16 protein-coding genes are annotated in these 20,171 nt (G+C 36.0%); 8 read left to right on the forward strand and 8 right to left on the reverse strand.

From position 1 onward, the window contains the following. Positions 1 to 222: 222 nt before the first annotated feature. The 5 genes from PEDSA_RS14495 to PEDSA_RS14515 all read right to left on the reverse strand — a co-directional run bounded on the left by PEDSA_RS14495 (position 223) and on the right by PEDSA_RS14515 (position 9,482). Positions 223 to 3,669, reverse strand: coding sequence for a hypothetical protein (locus PEDSA_RS14495; protein ID WP_013633905.1), 3,447 nt, complete (start codon positions 3,667 to 3,669; stop codon positions 223 to 225). Further along, a complete protein-coding gene (locus tag PEDSA_RS14500) occupies positions 3,670 to 7,365 on the reverse strand; it encodes a sensor histidine kinase (RefSeq protein ID WP_013633906.1) in 3,696 nt (1,231 codons plus the stop codon). A 117-nt stretch (positions 7,366 to 7,482) separates the two neighbouring features. Next, the gene (gene fabD, locus PEDSA_RS14505) at positions 7,483 to 8,367 is read right to left on the reverse strand and encodes an ACP S-malonyltransferase (protein ID WP_013633907.1); all 885 of its coding nucleotides are present in this window, start codon (positions 8,365 to 8,367) and stop codon (positions 7,483 to 7,485) included. A gap of 54 nt (positions 8,368 to 8,421) precedes the next feature. After that, a complete protein-coding gene (folE, locus tag PEDSA_RS14510) occupies positions 8,422 to 9,057 on the reverse strand; it encodes a GTP cyclohydrolase I FolE (RefSeq protein WP_013633908.1) in 636 nt (211 codons plus the stop codon). Positions 9,058 to 9,068: 11 nt separating this feature from the next. Further along, entirely contained in the window at positions 9,069 to 9,482 is a 414-nt protein-coding gene (locus PEDSA_RS14515; RefSeq protein WP_013633909.1) for a 6-pyruvoyl trahydropterin synthase family protein, read from the reverse strand. An 83-nt stretch (positions 9,483 to 9,565) separates the two neighbouring features. On the opposite strand from PEDSA_RS14515, the gene mqnB reads away from it, so the two are divergent. The 4 genes from mqnB (at position 9,566) to glpT (ending at position 13,441) form a co-directional block, all read left to right on the forward strand. Next, complete coding sequence (gene mqnB / locus PEDSA_RS14520) at positions 9,566 to 10,210, forward strand: futalosine hydrolase (protein WP_013633910.1); 645 nt, start codon at positions 9,566 to 9,568, stop codon at positions 10,208 to 10,210. 13 nt (positions 10,211 to 10,223) lie between these two features. Next, entirely contained in the window at positions 10,224 to 11,069 is an 846-nt protein-coding gene (locus PEDSA_RS14525) for a menaquinone biosynthesis family protein (RefSeq protein WP_013633911.1), read from the forward strand. Between the two features lie 140 nt (positions 11,070 to 11,209). Next, positions 11,210 to 12,082, forward strand: coding sequence for a glycerophosphodiester phosphodiesterase (locus PEDSA_RS14530; RefSeq protein WP_013633912.1), 873 nt, complete (start codon positions 11,210 to 11,212; stop codon positions 12,080 to 12,082). Between the two features lie 18 nt (positions 12,083 to 12,100). After that, complete coding sequence (gene glpT / locus PEDSA_RS14535) at positions 12,101 to 13,441, forward strand: glycerol-3-phosphate transporter (RefSeq protein ID WP_013633913.1); 1,341 nt, start codon at positions 12,101 to 12,103, stop codon at positions 13,439 to 13,441. A 63-nt stretch (positions 13,442 to 13,504) separates the two neighbouring features. On the opposite strand, the gene PEDSA_RS14540 is transcribed toward glpT, so the two are convergent. After that, positions 13,505 to 14,287: a DeoR/GlpR family DNA-binding transcription regulator gene (locus PEDSA_RS14540; protein ID WP_013633914.1), complete on the reverse strand. Its 783-nt coding sequence runs from the start codon at positions 14,285 to 14,287 to the stop codon at positions 13,505 to 13,507. Positions 14,288 to 14,421: 134 nt separating this feature from the next. Between PEDSA_RS14540 and PEDSA_RS14545 the strand changes: the two genes are divergently transcribed. The 4 genes from PEDSA_RS14545 (at position 14,422) to PEDSA_RS14560 (ending at position 18,290) form a co-directional block, all read left to right on the forward strand. After that, on the forward strand, positions 14,422 to 15,996 hold the full coding sequence (locus tag PEDSA_RS14545) for a glycerol-3-phosphate dehydrogenase/oxidase (protein ID WP_013633915.1): 1,575 nt from the start codon (positions 14,422 to 14,424) through the stop codon (positions 15,994 to 15,996). A gap of 1 nt (position 15,997) precedes the next feature. Next, positions 15,998 to 17,077, forward strand: coding sequence for an SGNH/GDSL hydrolase family protein (locus PEDSA_RS14550; protein WP_013633916.1), 1,080 nt, complete (start codon positions 15,998 to 16,000; stop codon positions 17,075 to 17,077). Between the two features lie 67 nt (positions 17,078 to 17,144). After that, the gene (locus PEDSA_RS14555) at positions 17,145 to 17,435 is read left to right on the forward strand and encodes a YtxH domain-containing protein (RefSeq protein ID WP_013633917.1); all 291 of its coding nucleotides are present in this window, start codon (positions 17,145 to 17,147) and stop codon (positions 17,433 to 17,435) included. Positions 17,436 to 17,567: 132 nt separating this feature from the next. After that, positions 17,568 to 18,290 (forward strand): DUF4397 domain-containing protein, encoded by a 723-nt coding sequence (locus tag PEDSA_RS14560; protein ID WP_013633918.1) that lies wholly within the window; start codon positions 17,568 to 17,570, stop codon positions 18,288 to 18,290. 75 nt (positions 18,291 to 18,365) lie between these two features. Here PEDSA_RS14560 and PEDSA_RS14565 read toward each other — a convergent pair whose 3' ends face one another. Continuing rightward, on the reverse strand, positions 18,366 to 18,788 hold the full coding sequence (locus tag PEDSA_RS14565; RefSeq protein ID WP_013633919.1) for a secondary thiamine-phosphate synthase enzyme YjbQ: 423 nt from the start codon (positions 18,786 to 18,788) through the stop codon (positions 18,366 to 18,368). 2 nt (positions 18,789 to 18,790) lie between these two features. Continuing rightward, positions 18,791 to 19,933, reverse strand: coding sequence for an MFS transporter (locus tag PEDSA_RS14570; RefSeq protein ID WP_013633920.1), 1,143 nt, complete (start codon positions 19,931 to 19,933; stop codon positions 18,791 to 18,793). Positions 19,934 to 20,171: the final 238 nt, after the last annotated feature.

A 20,171-nucleotide genomic window follows, 5' to 3' on the forward strand; every position in this document is an offset into this window, starting at 1 on the left:
TATTGAAACTAACCAACTATGAATTATAAAAGCCCTTGAATCCTATTTCAGGGGCTTTTTAAAGACTCTCTTTCATAAAGTAATTTCAGGATAAACTTTCATTAAAATGTTAAAAAGTGTTAAGACTCTTTGTGAGGTCGGGTTTTCACTTTATATTTGTCTTAGGTTTATAATTGGTTAGTAAAAGGCCTTCATCCTCCCCGTTTGAAGGCTTTTTCATTTTTAAAAATATGCTCTAACCTGAACTCCGCCGGTATGTATAGTTTTAACTTTTTCTGATTTCCTTCCTTCATAATTAAAGTTAAGCTGAATTCCATTTGATATTATTCTCTGAAATCCCAATTGCCAGGTCATATTATTACCACTTTGCAAACCATCTAATAGTTCATAAGCTATTGGCGTGTTATTTTTGCCAGAAAAATTATTACCTATAAAATTTAGTTTAGATGTAAGTGTACCTTTTTTTAGTACATTGTATCTGGCTTCTGACCCTAAACTTAGATTATCTACTGTTTCTCCTCCTAAATTTCCGGCATTCGCCTGATGTCTGTATGTCCCATTAAACGTAAGTTTAAAATCAGCAGAAAACTGGTAACCCAGTTCTGGTCTTACCTCTCTATAATCCACATCATAATTTTTATCTGCAAAAAGCTCGGATCGGTAATTTTTGGATCCGCTTTTTAGTTCGATCAGAAAATTAGTTTTCCGAACGAAGTTCCATCTAAACCTTATACTTTGTTCATTTAAATCTCGGCTATCGAAACCGCCGGTTAATAAAGATTTTGATCCGTTATTCTGTAAATTGAAGTCTATTCCCCAATTTGGATTCATTCGATTAAAAAAAATCGAGTTACGCAAGAAGGATGTTAGCGAGACTAAACTGACAGCATCGATACTGGTTTTATAGGGATTTAATACCAGACCTCCTTCGCTTGCCAATATCTTTTTTTCTATACGTAAAACAGAGATCGAAGAAAATTTGGCTACAAATGCGCCAAAACCTCTATTATGCTTTAATAAGATAGCAGGAGTTAGTTTTAATGTTTGATTGATATTACTAAAATTAGACCGGATGAATTCGTTGGTTGATCTGAAGATTCGGATGTATTTCGCTTCGTCAGAAAATCTGGCGATCTCGAATTCGTTCAACTCTTTAATACCATTTCCATTATAGTCATTCCAGGTATATGCGCCCTGCCCTGCGGGTACTTCCAAATAAATATATTCTCGTTTGGGTTCCTGTCCCGTTCCCAATTCATAAAAAGAATTCAGGTTCAAGAATCCTTTAAATGTATTTAGATTATAATCTATTCGTGAAAGCAGCGTTTCTGCATTTTTGTTCAAACTATCCGCTTGTTCGTAATCTATGGTTCGGTAAGTAGCCGTTATAGAAAAAGGCGATTTCCCCTGCTTGTTGAGCTCCAGTTTTGCATTGTAAGTTTTTGCTTTACTAAATTCCTGTAAACGATCTTCGAAAGGCACCCTGTCTGTCCTGGTAATATAGTTGAATTGAAAAGCGGTTTTCTGATGTGATGGTAATGATTTGAGAAAATAATCTACCTGATTGAAAGAAAAAGATTGTAGGCTGAGCTTATCCGTTGTTATATCTAAAGTTTTATTAATCTCCTGTTGGTAGTTTACTCCTATTTCAAATGGTTTAAACAATTTACTGAAAAGGATATCTTGTTTTAGAAAATCCCCGGATAAAGAATCTATATCAGACTTCAATAAGCTACCTCGATAGTTTAAACCAAATCCTTTATATCTGTATTTACCGTTTACCGATTGCTGTATGCCTTTATAGTCTTCGGGACGCACAAATGAACTTACCCGATACGCGACCTGCTTAAAGTCGTCCTTAAATAGCTGTAAAGACAAAGTTGTCCAATGCTCATCACTTTCTCCCAGTTTCAGTCCGTTTATATTGAAATCTCTATCAAATTCTACCGGCCTGAATCTCTCTATCGGTTTAAATTTCGCGTCAGCAAACTCATAGCTGATTTGGGTATTTAATTTCAAACCTGTCGAGTCAGTTCCCTGCAACCTATTTTGCTGATTATAAATAAGCTTATAACCTATTCCTTGATTTTGATTATTATCTATGTCTGAATATAAATTGACATCGTTATTACTAATTCCCAATTCGGTAAAAAGTCTGGATTTTTTAGAGATTTTATATTCCGCATTTACCATTGCCAATTGTTGCTTTTTAGGTGTAATCAACAAGGTTACCGGTTCATAATCTCCCTGCTTCTGACCGGATAATGAAGCTACAAAACGATAAACCCGTCCGTTCGCCACACTATTTACATCCAGCACATAACTTCCGTTATTTTTACCAACATAAGAAAAGCCAACCCGATACTTAGCCTGCTTTGGATCCGTGGAATAAACATATATCTGATTGCCAAGACTGTCCACTTTTTTATAAAGAATTTCATTTTCATTAAATGCTACCGAATCTGCATTAGGATATAATGCCTGATCGATGTTATTTCCAATTCCTTTTAAAAAATTATGTTGCTCGGCAGTAAGATTCTGAAGAATAGGCCGGTTGGGGTTATCCTGCTCGGTGTATAAATTAAAACCGACCTTCAGTTTCTCTGATTTAAAATCCTGATTGATAAAATAGAGACTTCTTCCATAAATTTTATCTGAATATTCAAACTCGACGGAAATTCTGGAATTCCTGGTGATTAGCCTTTTTGTCGTAAACGTAATCTCGGCAGTATTGTAATCCATCACATAATCGTTATCCTGACCTCTGATCAACAATTCACCATCTATAAAGACTCTTTCTGTTCCCGACAGGACAATGATATATTGTTCTCCATTATTTCCGATTAAGCGATAGGATCCCTGATTCCCTTCTTCGCCAATAAATTGGTTTCTTGCAGAACGTCCTTTTGAAACCGCAGCTGCGGCCTGAGTATGATAAGTGAGATTATTTTTGTCTTTAAATGTATTGGAGATATAAGCTCCCTGAGTTCTTTTGAAATAGTTCATAAAATAGCTATCCGGACGATTTAGTTCATAATCTCCCGCTATCAGCTTCGCTCCATCTCGTTTTAGCTGAATAAACACTTTATCAAAATCGTTAATCTGCTGTGTGTTGCCATCGGGTTGTATAGGAATATTATCGTCGGAAATTACAGCAGATATTTCTATGTCTTGCCCTATCTTCCCCGCAAACTGTAACGCCATATTGGAGTTTACCGATAAATCCTGATTATTTCCGAAACCAATACTACGGGATATGGATCCGCTTTTCTCGATTCCCTGAAAATTAAACAATGTATTTTCCTGGGCAGGTGGCTGGTAGACAAAACTTTTTCCCATTGCTTCCAGACCAATCAATGAGCGATCCTTATGAAAGGATTTTTCGGTTAACAGTACAGGAAAAGTGCGGTAAGAAAGCTGTACAAAATCTGCCAGCGGCTTCTTTTTCCATGTTAATAATGAATTGGCAAAATCTATCTTATAAGTACTGGTATCTAAAAGCTCATCACCCAGATAAATCTTAAAAGTTTGCGGAAGTATACTGAGAGAGTCTACTAAAATAGAATCTTTAACTGCAACGATTTTGGTATTAAGCCGGCTCTTGATTTGGGCTTTTGCCGAAGTCAAAAACAAGACTAATAAGAAAAAACCAAAAAACTTCCTTTCCATTTAATTGGCAACCGGCAAAGAAATATGGAACGTTGTTCCCTTGCCTTCTGTAGTAGTAAAATATATATTTCCTCCGATATTTACTATAGCTTGCTTTACAAAAGCTAATCCTAACCCAGTCCCCGAACTTTTGGTAGTAAAATTAGGCGTAAATATCTTAACCCTCAAATCGTTAGGAATTCCCATTCCATTATCTTCAAAATTTATTTCTACTACCGCGTCATTTACATCGCAATGAATTGTAATTACACCTTCTTTATCTTCTGGCATAGCCTCTATCGCATTTTTCAGAAGATTATTGAAAGATCTTAGAAGCTGATCTCTATCGGCTCGTATAAACACGCCTTTAATCTGCTCTTCGTTACAGAAAATCTGGATATTGTCCATTTGTTTATAGACCTGAATAGCCTGATTTAATACTTCTACCAGCTCAAGCTTTTCAAGTTTTAAATCAGGCATTTTAGCGAAGTTAGAGAATTCGGATGCAATACGACTTAAACTGTCTATCTGCTCAATAAAAGATGTGGAGAACTTCTTAAACTTCAGATCAAAATTAGGATCCTTTTCTTTCCATGCTCTTTCCAGCATCTGTATTCCCAGGCGTAAGGGTGTCAGCGGATTCTTGATTTCATGAGCTACCTGTTTGGCCATTTCTCTCCATGCCGTCTCTCTTTCCGATTTAGCCAATTTATTTGCACTTTCTTCCAGTGCCAGCAACATCTTATTATATTCATTAATCAGGTTTCCTATCTCGTCATTCCTTGCCCAATATATTGGTTTATTTTTCTTACCTATTTTCATTTTGGACATATTTTCCTGAATTAAGGTAAGCGGACTCGTTATCTGATTTGCAACTACAAAGGCAAAGAAACCTATCGCCACAAAAACCAGTACATAAATATTAATCAGCAAATTAAGGAAACTGGATATTTTTTGATTAAAATCGTTTTCGTTAGAGAAATAAGGTAATTGCAGATAACCAATCACATTGTTGAAGACGTTGAAAACCGGTATATAGGCAGACACATACATTAGATTTCCTATATTTTCTTCTTGTAAAAATTCCGACTTCTGCCGCATGCTCATATTGATAAGGGCAATTGGATTCATTCTATTCGTCACAATCCCCAAATCATAAATTTTAGGTTGTGTGGACGAAATAAGTATTCCGTGGGAATCGTAAAGATTGAGATCTGTATTATACATTTTAGAAAGTTCTTTAAAACTTTCTGTATCGGTATCCGCCCCCAGTCGATTAATATGACCATCGTTAATTTTACTCTCGTATGCTTTGGCTATCGACCGAACTCGTTCTCTTATAACGGTTTCCTGTTGTTCTTTGTATTGTATTGATATGTAAGAAAAGGTTATCAGACCAACAATGATTAACGACGTAACAACCGCCAATACAAGTGCTATTTGTATTCGCGTTTTATAAAGCATTTTGTTACTTGTTAGCTGCAAGCGTAATTTAAAATTGCTAAAACTAAATCTATAAGACGATATTAAATTCCACGCCCATTTATAGGAAACGACAATTATTCCAAATATCAGGATGACAATAAAGAAAAATGATAATGTTGCCAGCTCTTTCCAAAAGGTATCTACTTCTTTACTTACGATTATAACCCTGTTTACAGACGGCTGATATACCAAGTGGCTGAATTTATCCTTTGTATATGCAGAAAATTCGGTAGAACCTGGTCGCTCGTATATAAGACTATAAACATAAGAACCTGCCTGATAAATAAGCTTGTTATTCCGATAAAACGCATAAGAATACCCTTCGTAATCCTGATTGGATAGCAATTTACCATCTTGTAACAGAAGCGGAAAATTCCCCAGATTTTTCACCTGTTTATATTTCAGTTCTATGATAAGATACCCTACATTTTTATTTTGATCTTTTATCGGAAGAATGGCAAAATAATTTTGAGTACCGAAAGTATTTGAAACCCTATAAAAATAATTTGTCACTTTTAAAGACCCGTTTTCAACCAGATCTCGGTAATTGTCGAGTTGTTCTTTTATAGTCTCATCAAAACTTTCCCCTCTCTCATCAAAAGGCAATATTTTAATTTCAAAGCTTCTTAGTTCGCCTTTAAGATATTCATCTAAAAAATATCGCTTTAATTCTTTCGAATTTTTGCTGTCTGTAAAAAATCTTGATAGGTAACGGTCTTTTTCTACCTTACGCTCTATAATTTTAAATAAGAACAGGTTTTTGGAATCATCTGCGGACTCCAATTTTAAAGCAAGAAATTTACGGAATTCTCTTTCTTTATATCCCTTATAAGTATTCAGTTTTAACGAAACTATAATCGAAAAGATTAGTGTTATAAGAACCAATGCAGGGAATATCACAACGCCCTTATAGTGATAAACAATAAGGGCAACTATCAGAACAAAAATATATAACAACAAGGCATAGGCACTAAATCCTTCTGTCGCCATTTGCCATGTGCTAATTACTATCAAAAACAAAAATGAAAAAGCTAGCTTTTTTCTGGTACTTATATTTATATATTGCGTAAACCCAACTAAAAACTCGACTACCAAATAAAATAGTAGCAGCGCCATTAGCAAAATAAATATCCAAATGGCATTCCATATGTCTAGATTGATAAGATTGGAGACCTTAAAGTTTATTACAGAATTGTAAACCAAGCCCCAGAATACAGAGGAAAGCACATAGGCAATGTAGGTTATAATCAGGGAGAAAATCAGCAAAGCGAGATATCCCCGAAGTTCGCCTTTTATTGGTCTGTAAATTTGCTCTTTATAACTATATAGGAAAACAATACACCAATTGGCTACAAAAAAATTAAGAACGAGATCGCCCAGGGACGGCGCAATGCTGCTGGAAGCATAAATTAATGGACTAAAAATTCTTAAACTATTAAATGCGTCCGGAAAGTCATAATGGAGACAAAAAGTACGTATGGCTATAAAGAAAATTATTAGGGTAACTGTAGCTCCTAAGGGATGTCCTTTATCGGCATAATATTTACACAAGCTATTTATTAGTATGCTTAAAGTTAAAAACCCCAGCATCCAAAAGAAGACTTCAACGTCAGAAGTTGGCCTTTCGTTTATTTCATCGACTTTTTTTATAGAAAACAGATATTTTCCGTTTAGTGCTGTCACGTTAGCAATATCATAATCTGATGCGTCTGCTATATCAATACCGGCATCGCCAATTATATCTCCTCCTGATGTTTTATTAAGAAATTGATTGTGAAATGGATAATTGGCCTTTACCAGAACATAAAAAACGACGGAGAAATTTGCATCACCCTTTTTTACAACCTGATACCATCCATTTTTATAACCGATGAAACCTATCCCTTCTTTCAGGTTATTGGCATATTTATCGCTAATCCGGGTGTCGGACCAAAAAATAAGCTCATTGTTTTTAAATATCTGGAAATAGATTTTTCGGGAAGCAAAGTAATCTATGGTTTTTAAGGCCAGATCGGCATCTATGCTTAGCGTCTTTAATTTATCGAAATTGGCTGGGTTGCCGACATACTCGTCAATTATCCGTTCTTTACGATTTAAAACCGATGTAAGATGATCAGCAAATTGTTCAAGTTTTAACGAACGGGAAGAAGCCCATTGCGCTGTAAGCGCAGTGGCAAAGAGACCTATTGTAACTAAAAGTAATAGCCAACGTATTTTAGTAGTAGTTTTCAATGAGGATTTTCTTTGTTTTACTATTTTACTTGCGCTTTAAATTTAATAAAAAATGAACCAAAAAAAATCGGGATGATTTTTATGTCATCCCGAACTCTTCTATTTAGAATATTTACACTATGCAATAGAAGCTGAGGATGTTTCTATCGCTCTATTAACTTTCTTTACCAAGCCCTGTAAGACGTTTCCGGGACCAACTTCAATAAAGGATGTAGCGCCGTCCTCTAACATTTTCTGTACAGTTTGTGTCCATTTTACCGAACCGGTTAATTGTGCTATCAAATTATCTTTTATAGACTGAACATCGGTATACGGCTTCGCGTCTATATTTTGATAAATTGGACATATTGGCTCTTTAATTTCTGTAGCTACAATAGCCGCTTCAAGCTCAACTTTTGCACTTTCCATTAAGGGGGAGTGAAAAGCTCCGCCTACATTAAGTTTTAATGCTCTCTTTGCACCGGCTGCCAATAATAGCTCACATGCTTTATCTATACCTGCAATAGTTCCGGAAATTACCAACTGCCCAGGACAGTTATAGTTAGCAGGAACTACAACATCACTAACACGCTGACAAATATCTTCTACAGTAAAGTCATCCAGGCCTAAAACCGCTGCCATTGTGGAAGGTTGTATTTCGCAAGCTTTTTGCATTGCATTGGCTCTTTTTGCAACGAGCTTTAATCCGTCTTCAAAAGATAAAGCTCCCGCCGCAACTAAAGCGGAAAATTCGCCAAGCGAATGGCCGGCAACCATATCTGGTTTAAAATCACTACCTAAAACTTTAGCTAAGATTACCGAATGTAAAAATATAGCTGGTTGCGTTACTTTAGTTTGTTTAAGCTCTTCATCTGTTCCAGAGAACATGATATCTGTAATTCTGAAACCTAAAATTTCGTTTGCTTTTTCAAATAAAGCTTTTGCCTCGTCAGATGATTCGTACAAATCTTTACCCATTCCAATAAATTGGGCTCCTTGCCCGGGAAATACGTATGCTTTCATTTTTATCTTTTTATTTTTTCGATGCAATCATTATCCGGATACAAACTGCACATATTATTTATACAGATCAGCAGCTATTAATCTTAAAAATTCCGATCTGGTTCTGTCATTTGCAAATTCACCGGTAAAAGCAGAAGTTGTTGTTACCGAATTTTGTTTTTGAATGCCCCGCATGCTCATACACATATGTTTGCATTCCAAAACAACTGCAACACCCGCTGGGTTCAAAGTATTTTGTATGCAATCTCTGATTTCGTTTGTCAGTCTTTCCTGAACCTGAAGTCTGCGAGCAAAGACATCTACAATTCTTGGAATTTTACTCAGTCCTACAATATGCCCATTAGGTATATAAGCTATATGTGCTTTTCCAAAAAAAGGAATGATATGATGTTCGCAAAGCGAGTATACTTCGATATCTTTTACGATAACCATTTGACTATATTCTTCTTCGAACATAGCTGAACGTAAGATTTCCTCGGCATTTAAATCATACCCATGCGTTAAGAATTGTAAAGCTTTAGCATATCTTTCGGGGGTTTTTAGCAGGCCGTCACGGCTGGTATCTTCTCCGATTTCGTTTAGTATTTCCTTGTAGTGCGACGCGATTTTTGTAGTTCTTTCCTGATTATATCTATCTATTTTAATATAACCTGAATCCTCAAAAAAATCATCGTTATCAGAATGAATCATAATTTTGTTTGTTATTCGCCAAAATACTCTACGTAATTATTGACTGTTTCATAAAGTTTAATTGAATGCAGTTGGGCGCCTCTTTCTTTGATTGGACCATCTAATTGCTTCCAGAATTCTACTGCAAGTATTTCTGTAGAAGCCATTTTTCCACGCATAAAATCAACATCCAAATTCAGGTTTCTGTGATCTACTTTATCAATTACATGCGTAATGATAATGTCTTTCAGATCCTTTAAGTCAATTACAAAACCGGTTTCTTCGTTAATTTCGCCCTTTACCGTTACATACAAATCATAGTTGTGACCATGCCAGTTAGCATTTGCGCATATTCCAAAAACTTCTTCATTCTTCTCTTTACTCCAGTCTTCACGGTAAAGTTTATGTGCCGCATTAAAATGCTCTTTCCTTGTGATGTAAATCATTTTTGATTAAATAAAGCGCAAATATAAGCAAAGGCATTTACAAGAGAATAAACAGTTTAAATCATTGTATGTAAATTTGCAGCATGAAGATTCTAATCGCCGCTGCTACTTATGCAGAAATTGCTCCTTTTCTTAACGCTTTGGCTGTAACAGGCATTCCTGATGAGCCTATTATTTTTGATAAACATGAGCTTACTTTTGTTGTTTCCGGTGTTGGAATGGTGAGCATGGCCTACGCACTGGGAAAAGCTTTTACAAAAAGGAAATATGATCTTGCTATCAATGTAGGTATAGCCGGTAGTTTTTCAAAAAAAATCAAAATAGGACAATTGGTTGAAGTTAGAGAAGACATTTTTTCTGAACTTGGCGCTGAAGACGATGAAGAATTTATAACATTGGAAGAAATGCAACTTGGCGATATTTTTTATTCGGGCAGTTTTAGGGATCCGTCTACTACAGATCTGCAAAAAGTAAAAGGAATTACCGTAAACAGGGTTCACGGAAACGAAGAAAGCATAGAAAATGTGTTAGAAATGTTTACTCCGAAAGTTGAAAGTATGGAAGGAGCGGCCTTTTTTTATGCTTGTGAAGAAGCTGAAATTCCATCTTTACAGGTTAGGACAATCTCTAATTATGTAGAAAAAAGAGATCGGAACAATTGGGATATTCCTTTGGCTGTAAAAAACATTAATATTTGGCTTCATGGCTTCTTAAAGAATTTGAATTAAAAAAATTGACAACATGAAACTTACACTTGGTTTTTCTCCTTGTCCAAACGACACCTTCATATTCGATGCCTTAATACACAAAAAGATAGACACCGGAAATTTGGACTTTGAAGTAAGCTTTGAAGATGTGGAAACTTTAAATCAACAGGCTTTTAACAATCAACTTGACATTACAAAGCTAAGCTATCACGCCTTCGCCTATGCCAACGAAAATTACCAGTTGCTGGATTCGGGAAGTGCTTTGGGTTTCGGTGTAGGCCCTTTATTAATCAGCCATAAAGATTTTGATTTAGAAAGATTAAAAACCTCTCAAGCTGAACTTAAGATCGGTATTCCCGGAAAATATACAACAGCCAACTTTCTTTTATCTATTGCTTATCCAGAATTGGCAAACAAGGAAGAAATGTTATTTTCTGATATCGAGCAAAAGCTGATCAACAAGGAAATAGATCTGGGTTTAATTATCCACGAGAATCGCTTTACCTATCAGGACAAAGGTTTGGTTAAAATAATGGATTTGGGAGATTTCTGGGAACAACATACAGGCTGCGCCATTCCTTTAGGCGGGATTGTTATTAAGCGCGACCTACCCGAAAACATCAAGCAGGAAGTAAACAGGTTAATAAAGGAATCGATAGAATTTGCATTTACCAATCCGGATTCGGGCATCGAATTTATTAAAAAACACGCCCAGGCAATGGACGAAGAGGTAATGTTTAAACACATCGAGCTTTATGTTAATGAATACTCCAAAAATTTGGGTCCGGAAGGACGGAAGGCTATAGACAATATGTTCAATATGGCTTTAGAGAAAAATGTTATCCCTAAAATTTCTAAGAATATTTATTTAAATCCTTAAACATTCGGGCTATCATTTGAAAAAGAGCAGAGAATCTTCAACATTTCTGCTCTTTTGTTTTTTTACAACACTTCAAATTGTTTCTTTTTATTTCTTTTTATTTTTTATCATTGTAATAGGAAATTTTAAACTAACCTTATATGTATAATAAATTTAGCTGTTTACTATTTACATGCGTGTTGGCTTTAAGCGCAAGTCAATCTTTTTCGCAAAATAAAATAGACCTTCAAGGTCACAGGGGAGCGAGAGGACTAATGCCTGAAAACACAATACCTGCGATGAAAAAAGCTATAGATTTAGGCGTTAACCTGGAAATGGATATAAATTTCAGCAAAGATCAAAAGCCGATTGTATCTCACGATCATTGGTTAAATGCAGCCTTTGTATTAACTCCCGATGGGAAAGAAATACCGGCTGAAACACAAAAAGAAAAAAGACTTTATGACCTTAAATATAAGGAGATAAGAAAATATGATGTGGGCTCTAAGTTTTACAGCACATTTCCTGAACAAAAGAAAATGAAAGCATATATTCCGTTGCTTTCAGAACTAATCGATTCTGTCGAACTTTATGCGAAACAAAAGAATTATCCACTTCCACACTACAACATTGAAACAAAAATTTCTGAAACCGGAGACAATATCAATCATCCAACTCCCAAGGTTTTTGTTAAAAAATTAATGAAAGTCATCAATTCCAAGAAAATCGCAGATAGGGTGATGATCCAGTCATTCGATCCAAGGACACTGGAAATTATTAATAAACAACATAAAAACGTTCAAACATCTTATTTGGTAAGTAAAGGAAAGCTGGAGGACAATTTAAAAAAACTAACTTTCAAACCAGACATATACAGCCCGAATTACAAAATGGTAAACAAATCATTAGTAGAAAAATGCCATCAAATGGGAATAAAAGTAATCCCATGGACTGTTAACACAAAAGAAGAAATCGAGGCAATAAAAGCAACCGGAGTAGACGGTATTATTTCTGATTATCCTAATTTATACTAAGCAAAGAACCACAAAACAATGAAATTTTCGTTTTTGAATCCTGCTCCACATAAGCCTTTACTCGAGGCAGAAAAAATTGATCCAACATACAAGAAATTACGATTTCAGGTTTTTTTAGGAATATTTTTAGGCTATGCAGGGTATTATCTGGTGCGTAAGAATTTCACGCTTGCCATGCCAGATTTATTGGAACAAGGATATTCTAAAGCTGATTTAGGATGGGCACTTTCCGGCGTTTCCATAGCTTACGGGTTAAGCAAATTTTTAATGGGAAATGTTTCCGACCGAAGCGATGCCAGAAAGTTCCTAACAATAGGGCTGGTACTTTCTGCTTTAACGATGATAGTTATGGGAACAGTGCCATTTGCCACATCTTCCATTTTAATGATGTTCATTTTACTTTTCATAAATGGATGGTTTCAGGGAATGGGATGGCCTCCTTGTGGTCGTGTTGTTGTCCACTGGTTCTCGGTAAAAGAACGCGGAACAAGAATGTCTATCTGGAATGTGGCCCATAATGTAGGTGGAGGATTAGTAGGCCCACTCGCCATTTTTGGCGTAGAGATTTTCGCAAGCTGGCACAGTAAATTTTATTTTCCCGGAATGGTTGCGCTTATTTTTGCGATTATCGCCTATGCGTTAGTCAGGGACACACCGCAATCCTGTGGCTTACCTCCGATAGAGAAATACAAAAACGATTATCCTAAAAACTATTCTGAAAAACAGGAAGAGGAACTTAGCGCGAAAGAGATATTTTTCAAATATGTTTTCAACAATAAAATGCTCTGGTACATCGCCTTTGCAAATGCATTTGTTTATCTGGTAAGGTATGGCATATTGGATTGGTCGCCAACCTATTTAGAGGAAGCTAAGGGATTTTCGGTAAAACAAACCGGATGGGCTTATTTTCTCTATGAATATGCTGGTATACCAGGCACATTATTATGCGGGTGGATTAGTGACAAGATTTTTAAAGGAAGAAGAGCTCCTGCTACCATCATATACATGATTTTAGTATTAGTTGCTGTAGTTGTATACTGGAAAAATCCTGCTGGAAATATCTGGATAGACAACATTGCTCTGGTAGCGATAGGATTTCTGATTTATGGCCCTGTTATGTTAATAGGTGTACAAGCGCTGGATTTAGCTCCTAAAAAAGCCGCCGGAACCGCAGCTGGCTTAACAGGTTTATTTGGATATATGGGCGGAGCACTATTTGCTAATATAGCTATGGGATATGTTGTAGACCACTTTAGCTGGGATGGCGGATTTATAGTAATGATTGCCGCATGTATCCTATCAATATTTTTTACAGCACTTACCTGGAAAACGGAAGTTAAAAATCTCTTATTAAAATAGAATTAAATAAAAAAGGGCCATTTCACTTTTATGGCCCTTTTTCCTTATTTAATTTGTATATCACTATACGATTGTAACTTTTACTCCCATACTTTGTAAAGCTTTTACTGTGGCTTCGGAGACCCCACTGTCTGTAATAATCTGATCCACATCTTCGAAACCACAGATTCTACCAAAACCCCTTCTTCCAAACTTAGTGGAATCCGCCAGCACAATTGTTTTTTGAGAAACCTTAATCATTTCCCTATTTAACTGTGCTTCCATCGAGTTGGTAGTGGTTAAACCAAATTCCAAATCTATTCCGTCGACACCTAAAAACAATTTTGAGCAAAAGAAATCGCCTAATGCACTTTCTGCATAGTTACCCGTAACAGAAGTCGAGCTTTTTCGCAAAACTCCACCCAATTGTATGATTTCCACATTGCTATCTAGCTTTAACAATTCCATAGCTACGTTTAAAGCACCTGTAACTACCATCAAATTCCCCTTTATATGAATGGCGCGAGCCAAAGCCTGTACTGTAGTACCCGAAGCAATAACTATCGAATCATTATCCGAAATTAATTTCGCAGCCTCTGTTCCTATTTTTAATTTTTCTACAGACTGAATTTTTTCTTTTTCATTTACCGGACGGTCTACTGTGTATGGATTCTGTTGAGTAGCGCCTCCGTGTGTTTTAAAAAGGAGGCCTTTTTCTTCTAATAGTTTCAGATCCTTCCTTATAGTAACAGGAGAAACATTTAATTCTTTACATAAGTCAACTACGGCAACATACCCTTCCTGATGCAATTTATTAATGATAACCTGATGTCTTTCGGCAATATTCAGCATATTTTTAATTAGCATTTAACATTCTAAAATACCCTTTTTATCAAACACAAAAGAATAAAAAGCATAATTAAGCTTAATTATTATTTTTTGTTTCTTTTTAAGTTTCGTATAATTGCTATATATTTCTTTTTTGAATAAAACATAATTCAATGAAACTTAAAACAAGAGAAGAGCAGCTTTCTAACCTACAAGAGAACATTATTTGGGATATTGTAATTATTGGCGGAGGCGCAACAGGCTTGGGCTGCGCGGTAGATTCTGCCTCCCGAGGATTTAAGACTTTATTACTGGAGCAATATGATTTTGCAAAAGGTACGTCCAGTAGAAGCACAAAGCTTGTTCATGGAGGAGTGAGGTACCTGGCTCAGGGAGATGTCAGTCTGGTTCGGGAGGCGCTAAAGGAGAGAGGACTTCTTTTTCAGAATGCCCCTCATCTCGTTAACAAGCAATCCTTCGTAATCCCTTGTTTTGGACTATTTTCTAAAATTAAATACCTGGTAGGTTTAAAACTATACGATTGGCTATCTGGAAAATATAGTTTCGGAAGCTCTATTTATCTAAATAAAAACAAGGTTTTAGACAGATTAAAAGGTATTTCTGAAAAGCATGTGTCTGGAGGTATAGAATATTACGATGGGCAATTTGACGACGCGCGTCTTGCAATAAATCTGGCACAGACAGCTATCGATCATGGTGCTACGGTGCTTAACTATGCAAAGGTTACATCACTAAGCAAAGGCAATAACAGCAAATTAAATGGCCTTACTTTCATTGATGCAGAAAATCAAAAAGAATATAATATCCAAACAAAATCAATCATCAATGCCACTGGTGTATTTGTTGATGATATATTAAACATGGACACCCCGGGAAGAAATCATTTGGTTAGACCAAGCCAGGGCGTTCACCTTGTTTTGGACAGGTCTTTTATGAAGGGTGATTCTGCATTAATGATTCCGGAAACTTCTGATGGCAGAGTTTTGTTTGCAGTGCCTTGGCATGAACATTTAGTTGTGGGAACTACGGATACACCTTTAGACAGTCACAGCTTAGAACCAGTTGCTCTTCAAAAAGAAATAAATTTTATTCTGGAAACTGCGGGTGCATATTTAGAAAAAAGACCGACAGAAAGTGACGTATTAAGTGTTTTCGCAGGTTTAAGGCCGCTAGCTGCGCCAGATAAATCGACCAACAAAACAAAGGAGATTTCAAGGAGCCATAAATTAATAGTAAGTCCTAGCGGATTGGTAACAATCACCGGCGGTAAATGGACGACTTACAGAAAAATGGCCGAAGACACAATTAATGAAACCATAAAAGTTTGCGGTCTGGAAGAAAAATCCTGTGCTACAGAACAATTAAAAATACATGGTTATAAAGCCCAAAAAGAAGGCTCGTATCTTGATATTTATGGTAGCGATGCTTTAAGTATAAAAAATATTATCATACAGCAACCGGAATTTGGAAACAAATTAATCGATTCTTTCCCTTATACAGCAGCCGAGGTAATTTGGTTTGTAAGAAACGAAATGGCTAGAAGCATAGAAGATGTATTGGCAAGAAGATTACGTTTATTATTTTTAGATGCCAAAGCAGCGGTTGAAATTGCTCCGAAAGTTGCACAGTTAATGGCTTCAGAAATGGGTTATGGAAAAGAGTGGGAGACTCAACAGGTTAACAACTTTAATGCAATTGCTAGCAATTATATTCTAAAAAAGAAATAAAATGTACAGAACGCAACTTATTCTGATCTTACTGTCTATCTTCTTAAGCTTCCAAACTTTAGCACAAACGTCATTGAAAAAGTACGTGTCCTTAACAGTTTTGGGAAAAGCGAAAGAAACAGAAAACATGTTTCATCGGGTGGATACTACTAAATATCCATTGATTCCAAAAAGCGTAAAATATTTATTAACAAACTCTGCCGGACTTTTCGTCAGCTTTAAGACAAACAGTACTTCAATAGCAGCAAAATGGTGTACAAGCGACAAAAAAAGTTCGAGTAATATGACAGCTATTGCTTATGAAGGCCTGGATATTTACATCAAAAAAGATGGGAAATGGCAATTTGCCGGAGTTGGAAGACCAGGAACCAAATCTTGTTCGGAGAGTGTATTGGTAAGTAATATGGATAGTTCTGAAAAAGAGTGCCTTGTCTATCTTCCTTTATATGACGAAACCAAAAGCCTCGAAATTGGGGTGGATGAAAATGCTAAAATATCAGAAAATACAAACCCTTTTCAAAAGCAAATTATTGTTTATGGCTCCAGTATTGTTCAGGGAGCTTCAGCAAGCAGGCCAGGTCTCGCTTATCCTTCGCGACTAAGTAGGAATACTGGTTTAAATTTTGTAAATATTGGCGTAAGTGGCAGCGCAAAAATGGAGAAGGAAGTCGCAGATATGGTTTCTGAAATGCCAGGGGATGTTTATGTTTTAGACTGTGTTCCAAACTCGTCGCCCGCAGAAATTAAAGAAAGAACAAAATATCTTGTTAAGAAAATACGTAGCTCAAACCCGATAGCACCTATAATTATTATACAAACCATTGTTAGAGAACATGGGTATTTCGATAAATCTGTGGGTCTTAGAGTCCAACAGCAAAACGAAGAGATAAAAAGGCAATTGGAAGAACTTGTTAAAGAAAGTGTAAAAGACCTTTATTTTATTTCAGCAGATAATTTACTGGGTAACGACCATGAAGCCACTACAGATGGTACTCATCCGAACGATCTTGGTTTTGACAGAATGATACAGAAATTTCAGCCAGAGATTTTAAATGTGTTAAAAAAGCATAAAATCATTTAGTTCGTATAGTTTGGCAAGGTATTCGCTTTTATTCGGATATCTATAATAGAAACAAACACTTACGAATATGGAAAACTCAAAGTTAACGACAGCAATATTGGCTGGAGCCGCAATTGGCGGCGCAATTTGGTACTTAACCAAAACGTCTCATGGAAAAGAATGCTTAAATGCTGTACTTGATACAGCTAAAACTTATGGAGACAAAATGAAGTCTACCTTAAATGAAAAAGCAAGAGAAGTTGAACATTTGTCTAAAAAAGCTTCTGAATATATGGCTGATAAAGCCTCGGAAGCTACAAAATATGCAAAAAGCAAACTAGACGATGCTAACGGCAAAATACAGGAAGCAAAAGCTTAATGATAAAAGGGTCGGTTTTTTATGCTGGCCCTTTTTATTTAAATTATATATTTTTTTAAGCGAACTGTATCAAAAAAAAGTAACCTTACGTCTAGGCTTTTAATTCAACGAAATTGATTAAAATAGAAAGTTATGAATTATTTAAAAGCATTTACGAAAGGAGCACTATTAGTTGCGGCAACTATAAGTTTAAGCTCTTGTTTGAAAAATAAAGGTAATGACTATGTTCAGCCTGATATTTCCTTAGTCTCTATTTACCATGCCTCCCCAGGAACTTCAACATTTGATTTTGGTATTGACGGCTACAAAGTAGACTATGGTTTTAAATATAAAGACAGAGCTGGCTATTATCAGTTATATACCGGAACAAGAAATATCGCTTTTATAAAAGAAAACGGGACTTCGCTTGCGGATTCTATTCGTACAACAAGTATTGCAGTAAAAAAAGACAGTATATACTCTTTATTCCTGATAGGGCCGTCTACAGCGCCTGAAACATTATTAATTAGTGACAGATTGGCGAATCCTGCCAGCGGAAAAGCAAACATCAGATTTATCAATTTAAGCCCCGATGGCGGAAACTTTACACTCAAAGCTGTAGCTGGTACAACAGACACCACTTTGGTAGAAAATGTAGCGTATAAAAAGGCAACAGCATTTTCTTCGGTTTTTCCAAAAACCTATAAATTTAGCATTTATAAAGGCGGGAATCTAATAACTAATACCTTAGATATTTCTATAACAGCAGGAAAAAACTACACTATTTGGGCTTCAGGACTTACTAATGCAACTGGTAGTCAGGTCATTACTTTAAATGTAGATGAGAATAATAGTATACTTCAGAAAAAAGAATAAGAACCTATTTTTCTGCTAATAAAAAAGGGAGGAATTTGCTTATAAAATTTCTCCCTTTTTATCTTTATGCAATATTTATTCGCCCCAAAAAGTAATCACACACTTTCTATTACCTCCATGATTTCTGTGTTCGCAAAGATAAATTCCCTGCCATGTACCTAGCGATAATCTCCCGTTAGAAATTGGAATATTTACCGAAGTGCCCAGAATTGAGGATTTTATATGAGCAGGCATATCATCGTCTCCTTCGTAATCGTGTAAATAATAGGGTGCTCTTTCAGGAACCATTTTGTTAAAGTGAGATTCAAAATCCTTTCTTACAGTATAATCCGCGTTTTCGTTTATTGTCAGCGAAGCGGAAGTATGTTGAATAAAAACCTGGCACATTCCTACATTGATTTGCCTTAATTGGGGCATTGCAGCTAAAATCTCATCTGTAACTAAATGAAAACCTCGTTCTCTCGCTTTTAATGTGACATGATGCTGAAATATTTTCATAACTAATCTTGGTTTTTAATATTCAATGTTAATACAAAAATCATAAGCCCCAAAAAACTTAGGATTCCAAACGCCCATCTTAAGCTCGTTGCCTGTGCCAGATAGCCAACAAAAGGCGGTACAATTAAAAAGCCCAGATAACCAATAGTAGATATTGAAGCAACTCTGGTCCCACTATTTACTGTCTTATCTCTTCCTGCCAAGCTAAATATCAACGGCACAATACACGATACTCCCAGTCCCACACATGCAAAAGCAGGAAATATAACGGCTTTGTATGGAAATAACGCTGCCAAGAATAATCCTGCGAAAATTAATAATCCGCTAAATTTGATGATGTTCACAATTCCCACTCTATGTACAATTTTGTCACCTCCAAAACGCCCGGTTGTCATAAATACCATATATACTACAAACCCAATTATAGCTGTAGAAGCGGGAGCTAATCCAATCTTTTCGAAATAAATAATAGCCCAGTCATACATAACATTTTCAGTCGCCATACAAGCGAAACAAATAACTGCAAAACCCAAAACAGATTTATCGGGTAAAGAGAAAACGGGCTTTGGCTCTTCCTGAATTGGTTTCTGATAAAGTGTTTGTGGATAAGCGATTATGGACAATAATGCCATTAAAACGCCAACAATAGGCAAGTGATATTCTGTACCAATATTATTTGCCACCATCAGGTAGCCCAAACCTGCTCCGGCAAAACCAGCCATACTCCATACGCCGTGGAAAGTTGTGATGATAGATTTTGCATAATATGATTGCACTGCCACCGATTGTCCATTCATGGAGATATTCATGATATTTCTTGCAGAACCAAAAACAAACAATACAGCCATTAGCTGTACTGTAGAATTAGTAAAACCCGGTAAACATAAAGTGATATTAAACAACAACGCTCCAAATAACATAATAAGGTTACTACTATATTTCCGTAACAAATATTTGGTAAGCGGTAAAGTTAGAAGGAGACCTACGGGCATAGCAAATAAGACAGTGCCTAACTGGGCTTCGTTTAAATTAAGTTGCTGTTGTATGGTTGGAATTCGCGACGCCCAACTAGCATATCCAAAACCTGATATAAAGAAAAATATACTACAAGCTGTTCTAATGTGCTTTTGCTCTCTCTGGGACATGATTTTAATAATTGTGCAAAGCTACCAAGAGATTTAGCGTTGTAAAAATTTTAAGAGTTTATTTTTTAAATCGGATTATTTTGGCTCTGTTATTTCCACCAACAGAGCCAAAACCGACGTTTTTCAAAATGATATAGGGCCATCGACACCCTTCATAAACAAGTATGATACCAAAAATCGCAATCCAGTAAAATTTTTCCAAAAAAAACTTGCAAACATCTGCCATCTTGGCACTTAA

The organism is Pseudopedobacter saltans DSM 12145 (assembly GCF_000190735.1).
GTDB lineage: Bacteria > Bacteroidota > Bacteroidia > Sphingobacteriales > Sphingobacteriaceae > Pseudopedobacter > Pseudopedobacter saltans.

Coding starts and splice junctions, on each gene's coding strand:
- PEDSA_RS14495 (WP_013633905.1), bottom strand. CDS start 3,669: ATGGAAAGGAAGTTTTTTGGTTTTTTCTTATTAGTCTTGTTTTTGACT.
- fabD (WP_013633907.1), bottom strand. CDS start 8,367: ATGAAAGCATACGTATTTCCCGGGCAAGGAGCCCAATTTATTGGAATG.
- folE (WP_013633908.1), bottom strand. CDS start 9,057: ATGATTCATTCTGATAACGATGATTTTTTTGAGGATTCAGGTTATATT.
- PEDSA_RS14515 (WP_013633909.1), bottom strand. CDS start 9,482: ATGATTTACATCACAAGGAAAGAGCATTTTAATGCGGCACATAAACTT.
- mqnB (WP_013633910.1), top strand. CDS start 9,566: ATGAAGATTCTAATCGCCGCTGCTACTTATGCAGAAATTGCTCCTTTT.
- PEDSA_RS14525 (WP_013633911.1), top strand. CDS start 10,224: ATGAAACTTACACTTGGTTTTTCTCCTTGTCCAAACGACACCTTCATA.
- PEDSA_RS14530 (WP_013633912.1), top strand. CDS start 11,210: ATGTATAATAAATTTAGCTGTTTACTATTTACATGCGTGTTGGCTTTA.
- glpT (WP_013633913.1), top strand. CDS start 12,101: ATGAAATTTTCGTTTTTGAATCCTGCTCCACATAAGCCTTTACTCGAG.
- PEDSA_RS14540 (WP_013633914.1), bottom strand. CDS start 14,287: ATGCTAATTAAAAATATGCTGAATATTGCCGAAAGACATCAGGTTATC.
- PEDSA_RS14545 (WP_013633915.1), top strand. CDS start 14,422: ATGAAACTTAAAACAAGAGAAGAGCAGCTTTCTAACCTACAAGAGAAC.
- PEDSA_RS14550 (WP_013633916.1), top strand. CDS start 15,998: ATGTACAGAACGCAACTTATTCTGATCTTACTGTCTATCTTCTTAAGC.
- PEDSA_RS14555 (WP_013633917.1), top strand. CDS start 17,145: ATGGAAAACTCAAAGTTAACGACAGCAATATTGGCTGGAGCCGCAATT.
- PEDSA_RS14560 (WP_013633918.1), top strand. CDS start 17,568: ATGAATTATTTAAAAGCATTTACGAAAGGAGCACTATTAGTTGCGGCA.
- PEDSA_RS14565 (WP_013633919.1), bottom strand. CDS start 18,788: ATGAAAATATTTCAGCATCATGTCACATTAAAAGCGAGAGAACGAGGT.
- PEDSA_RS14570 (WP_013633920.1), bottom strand. CDS start 19,933: ATGTCCCAGAGAGAGCAAAAGCACATTAGAACAGCTTGTAGTATATTT.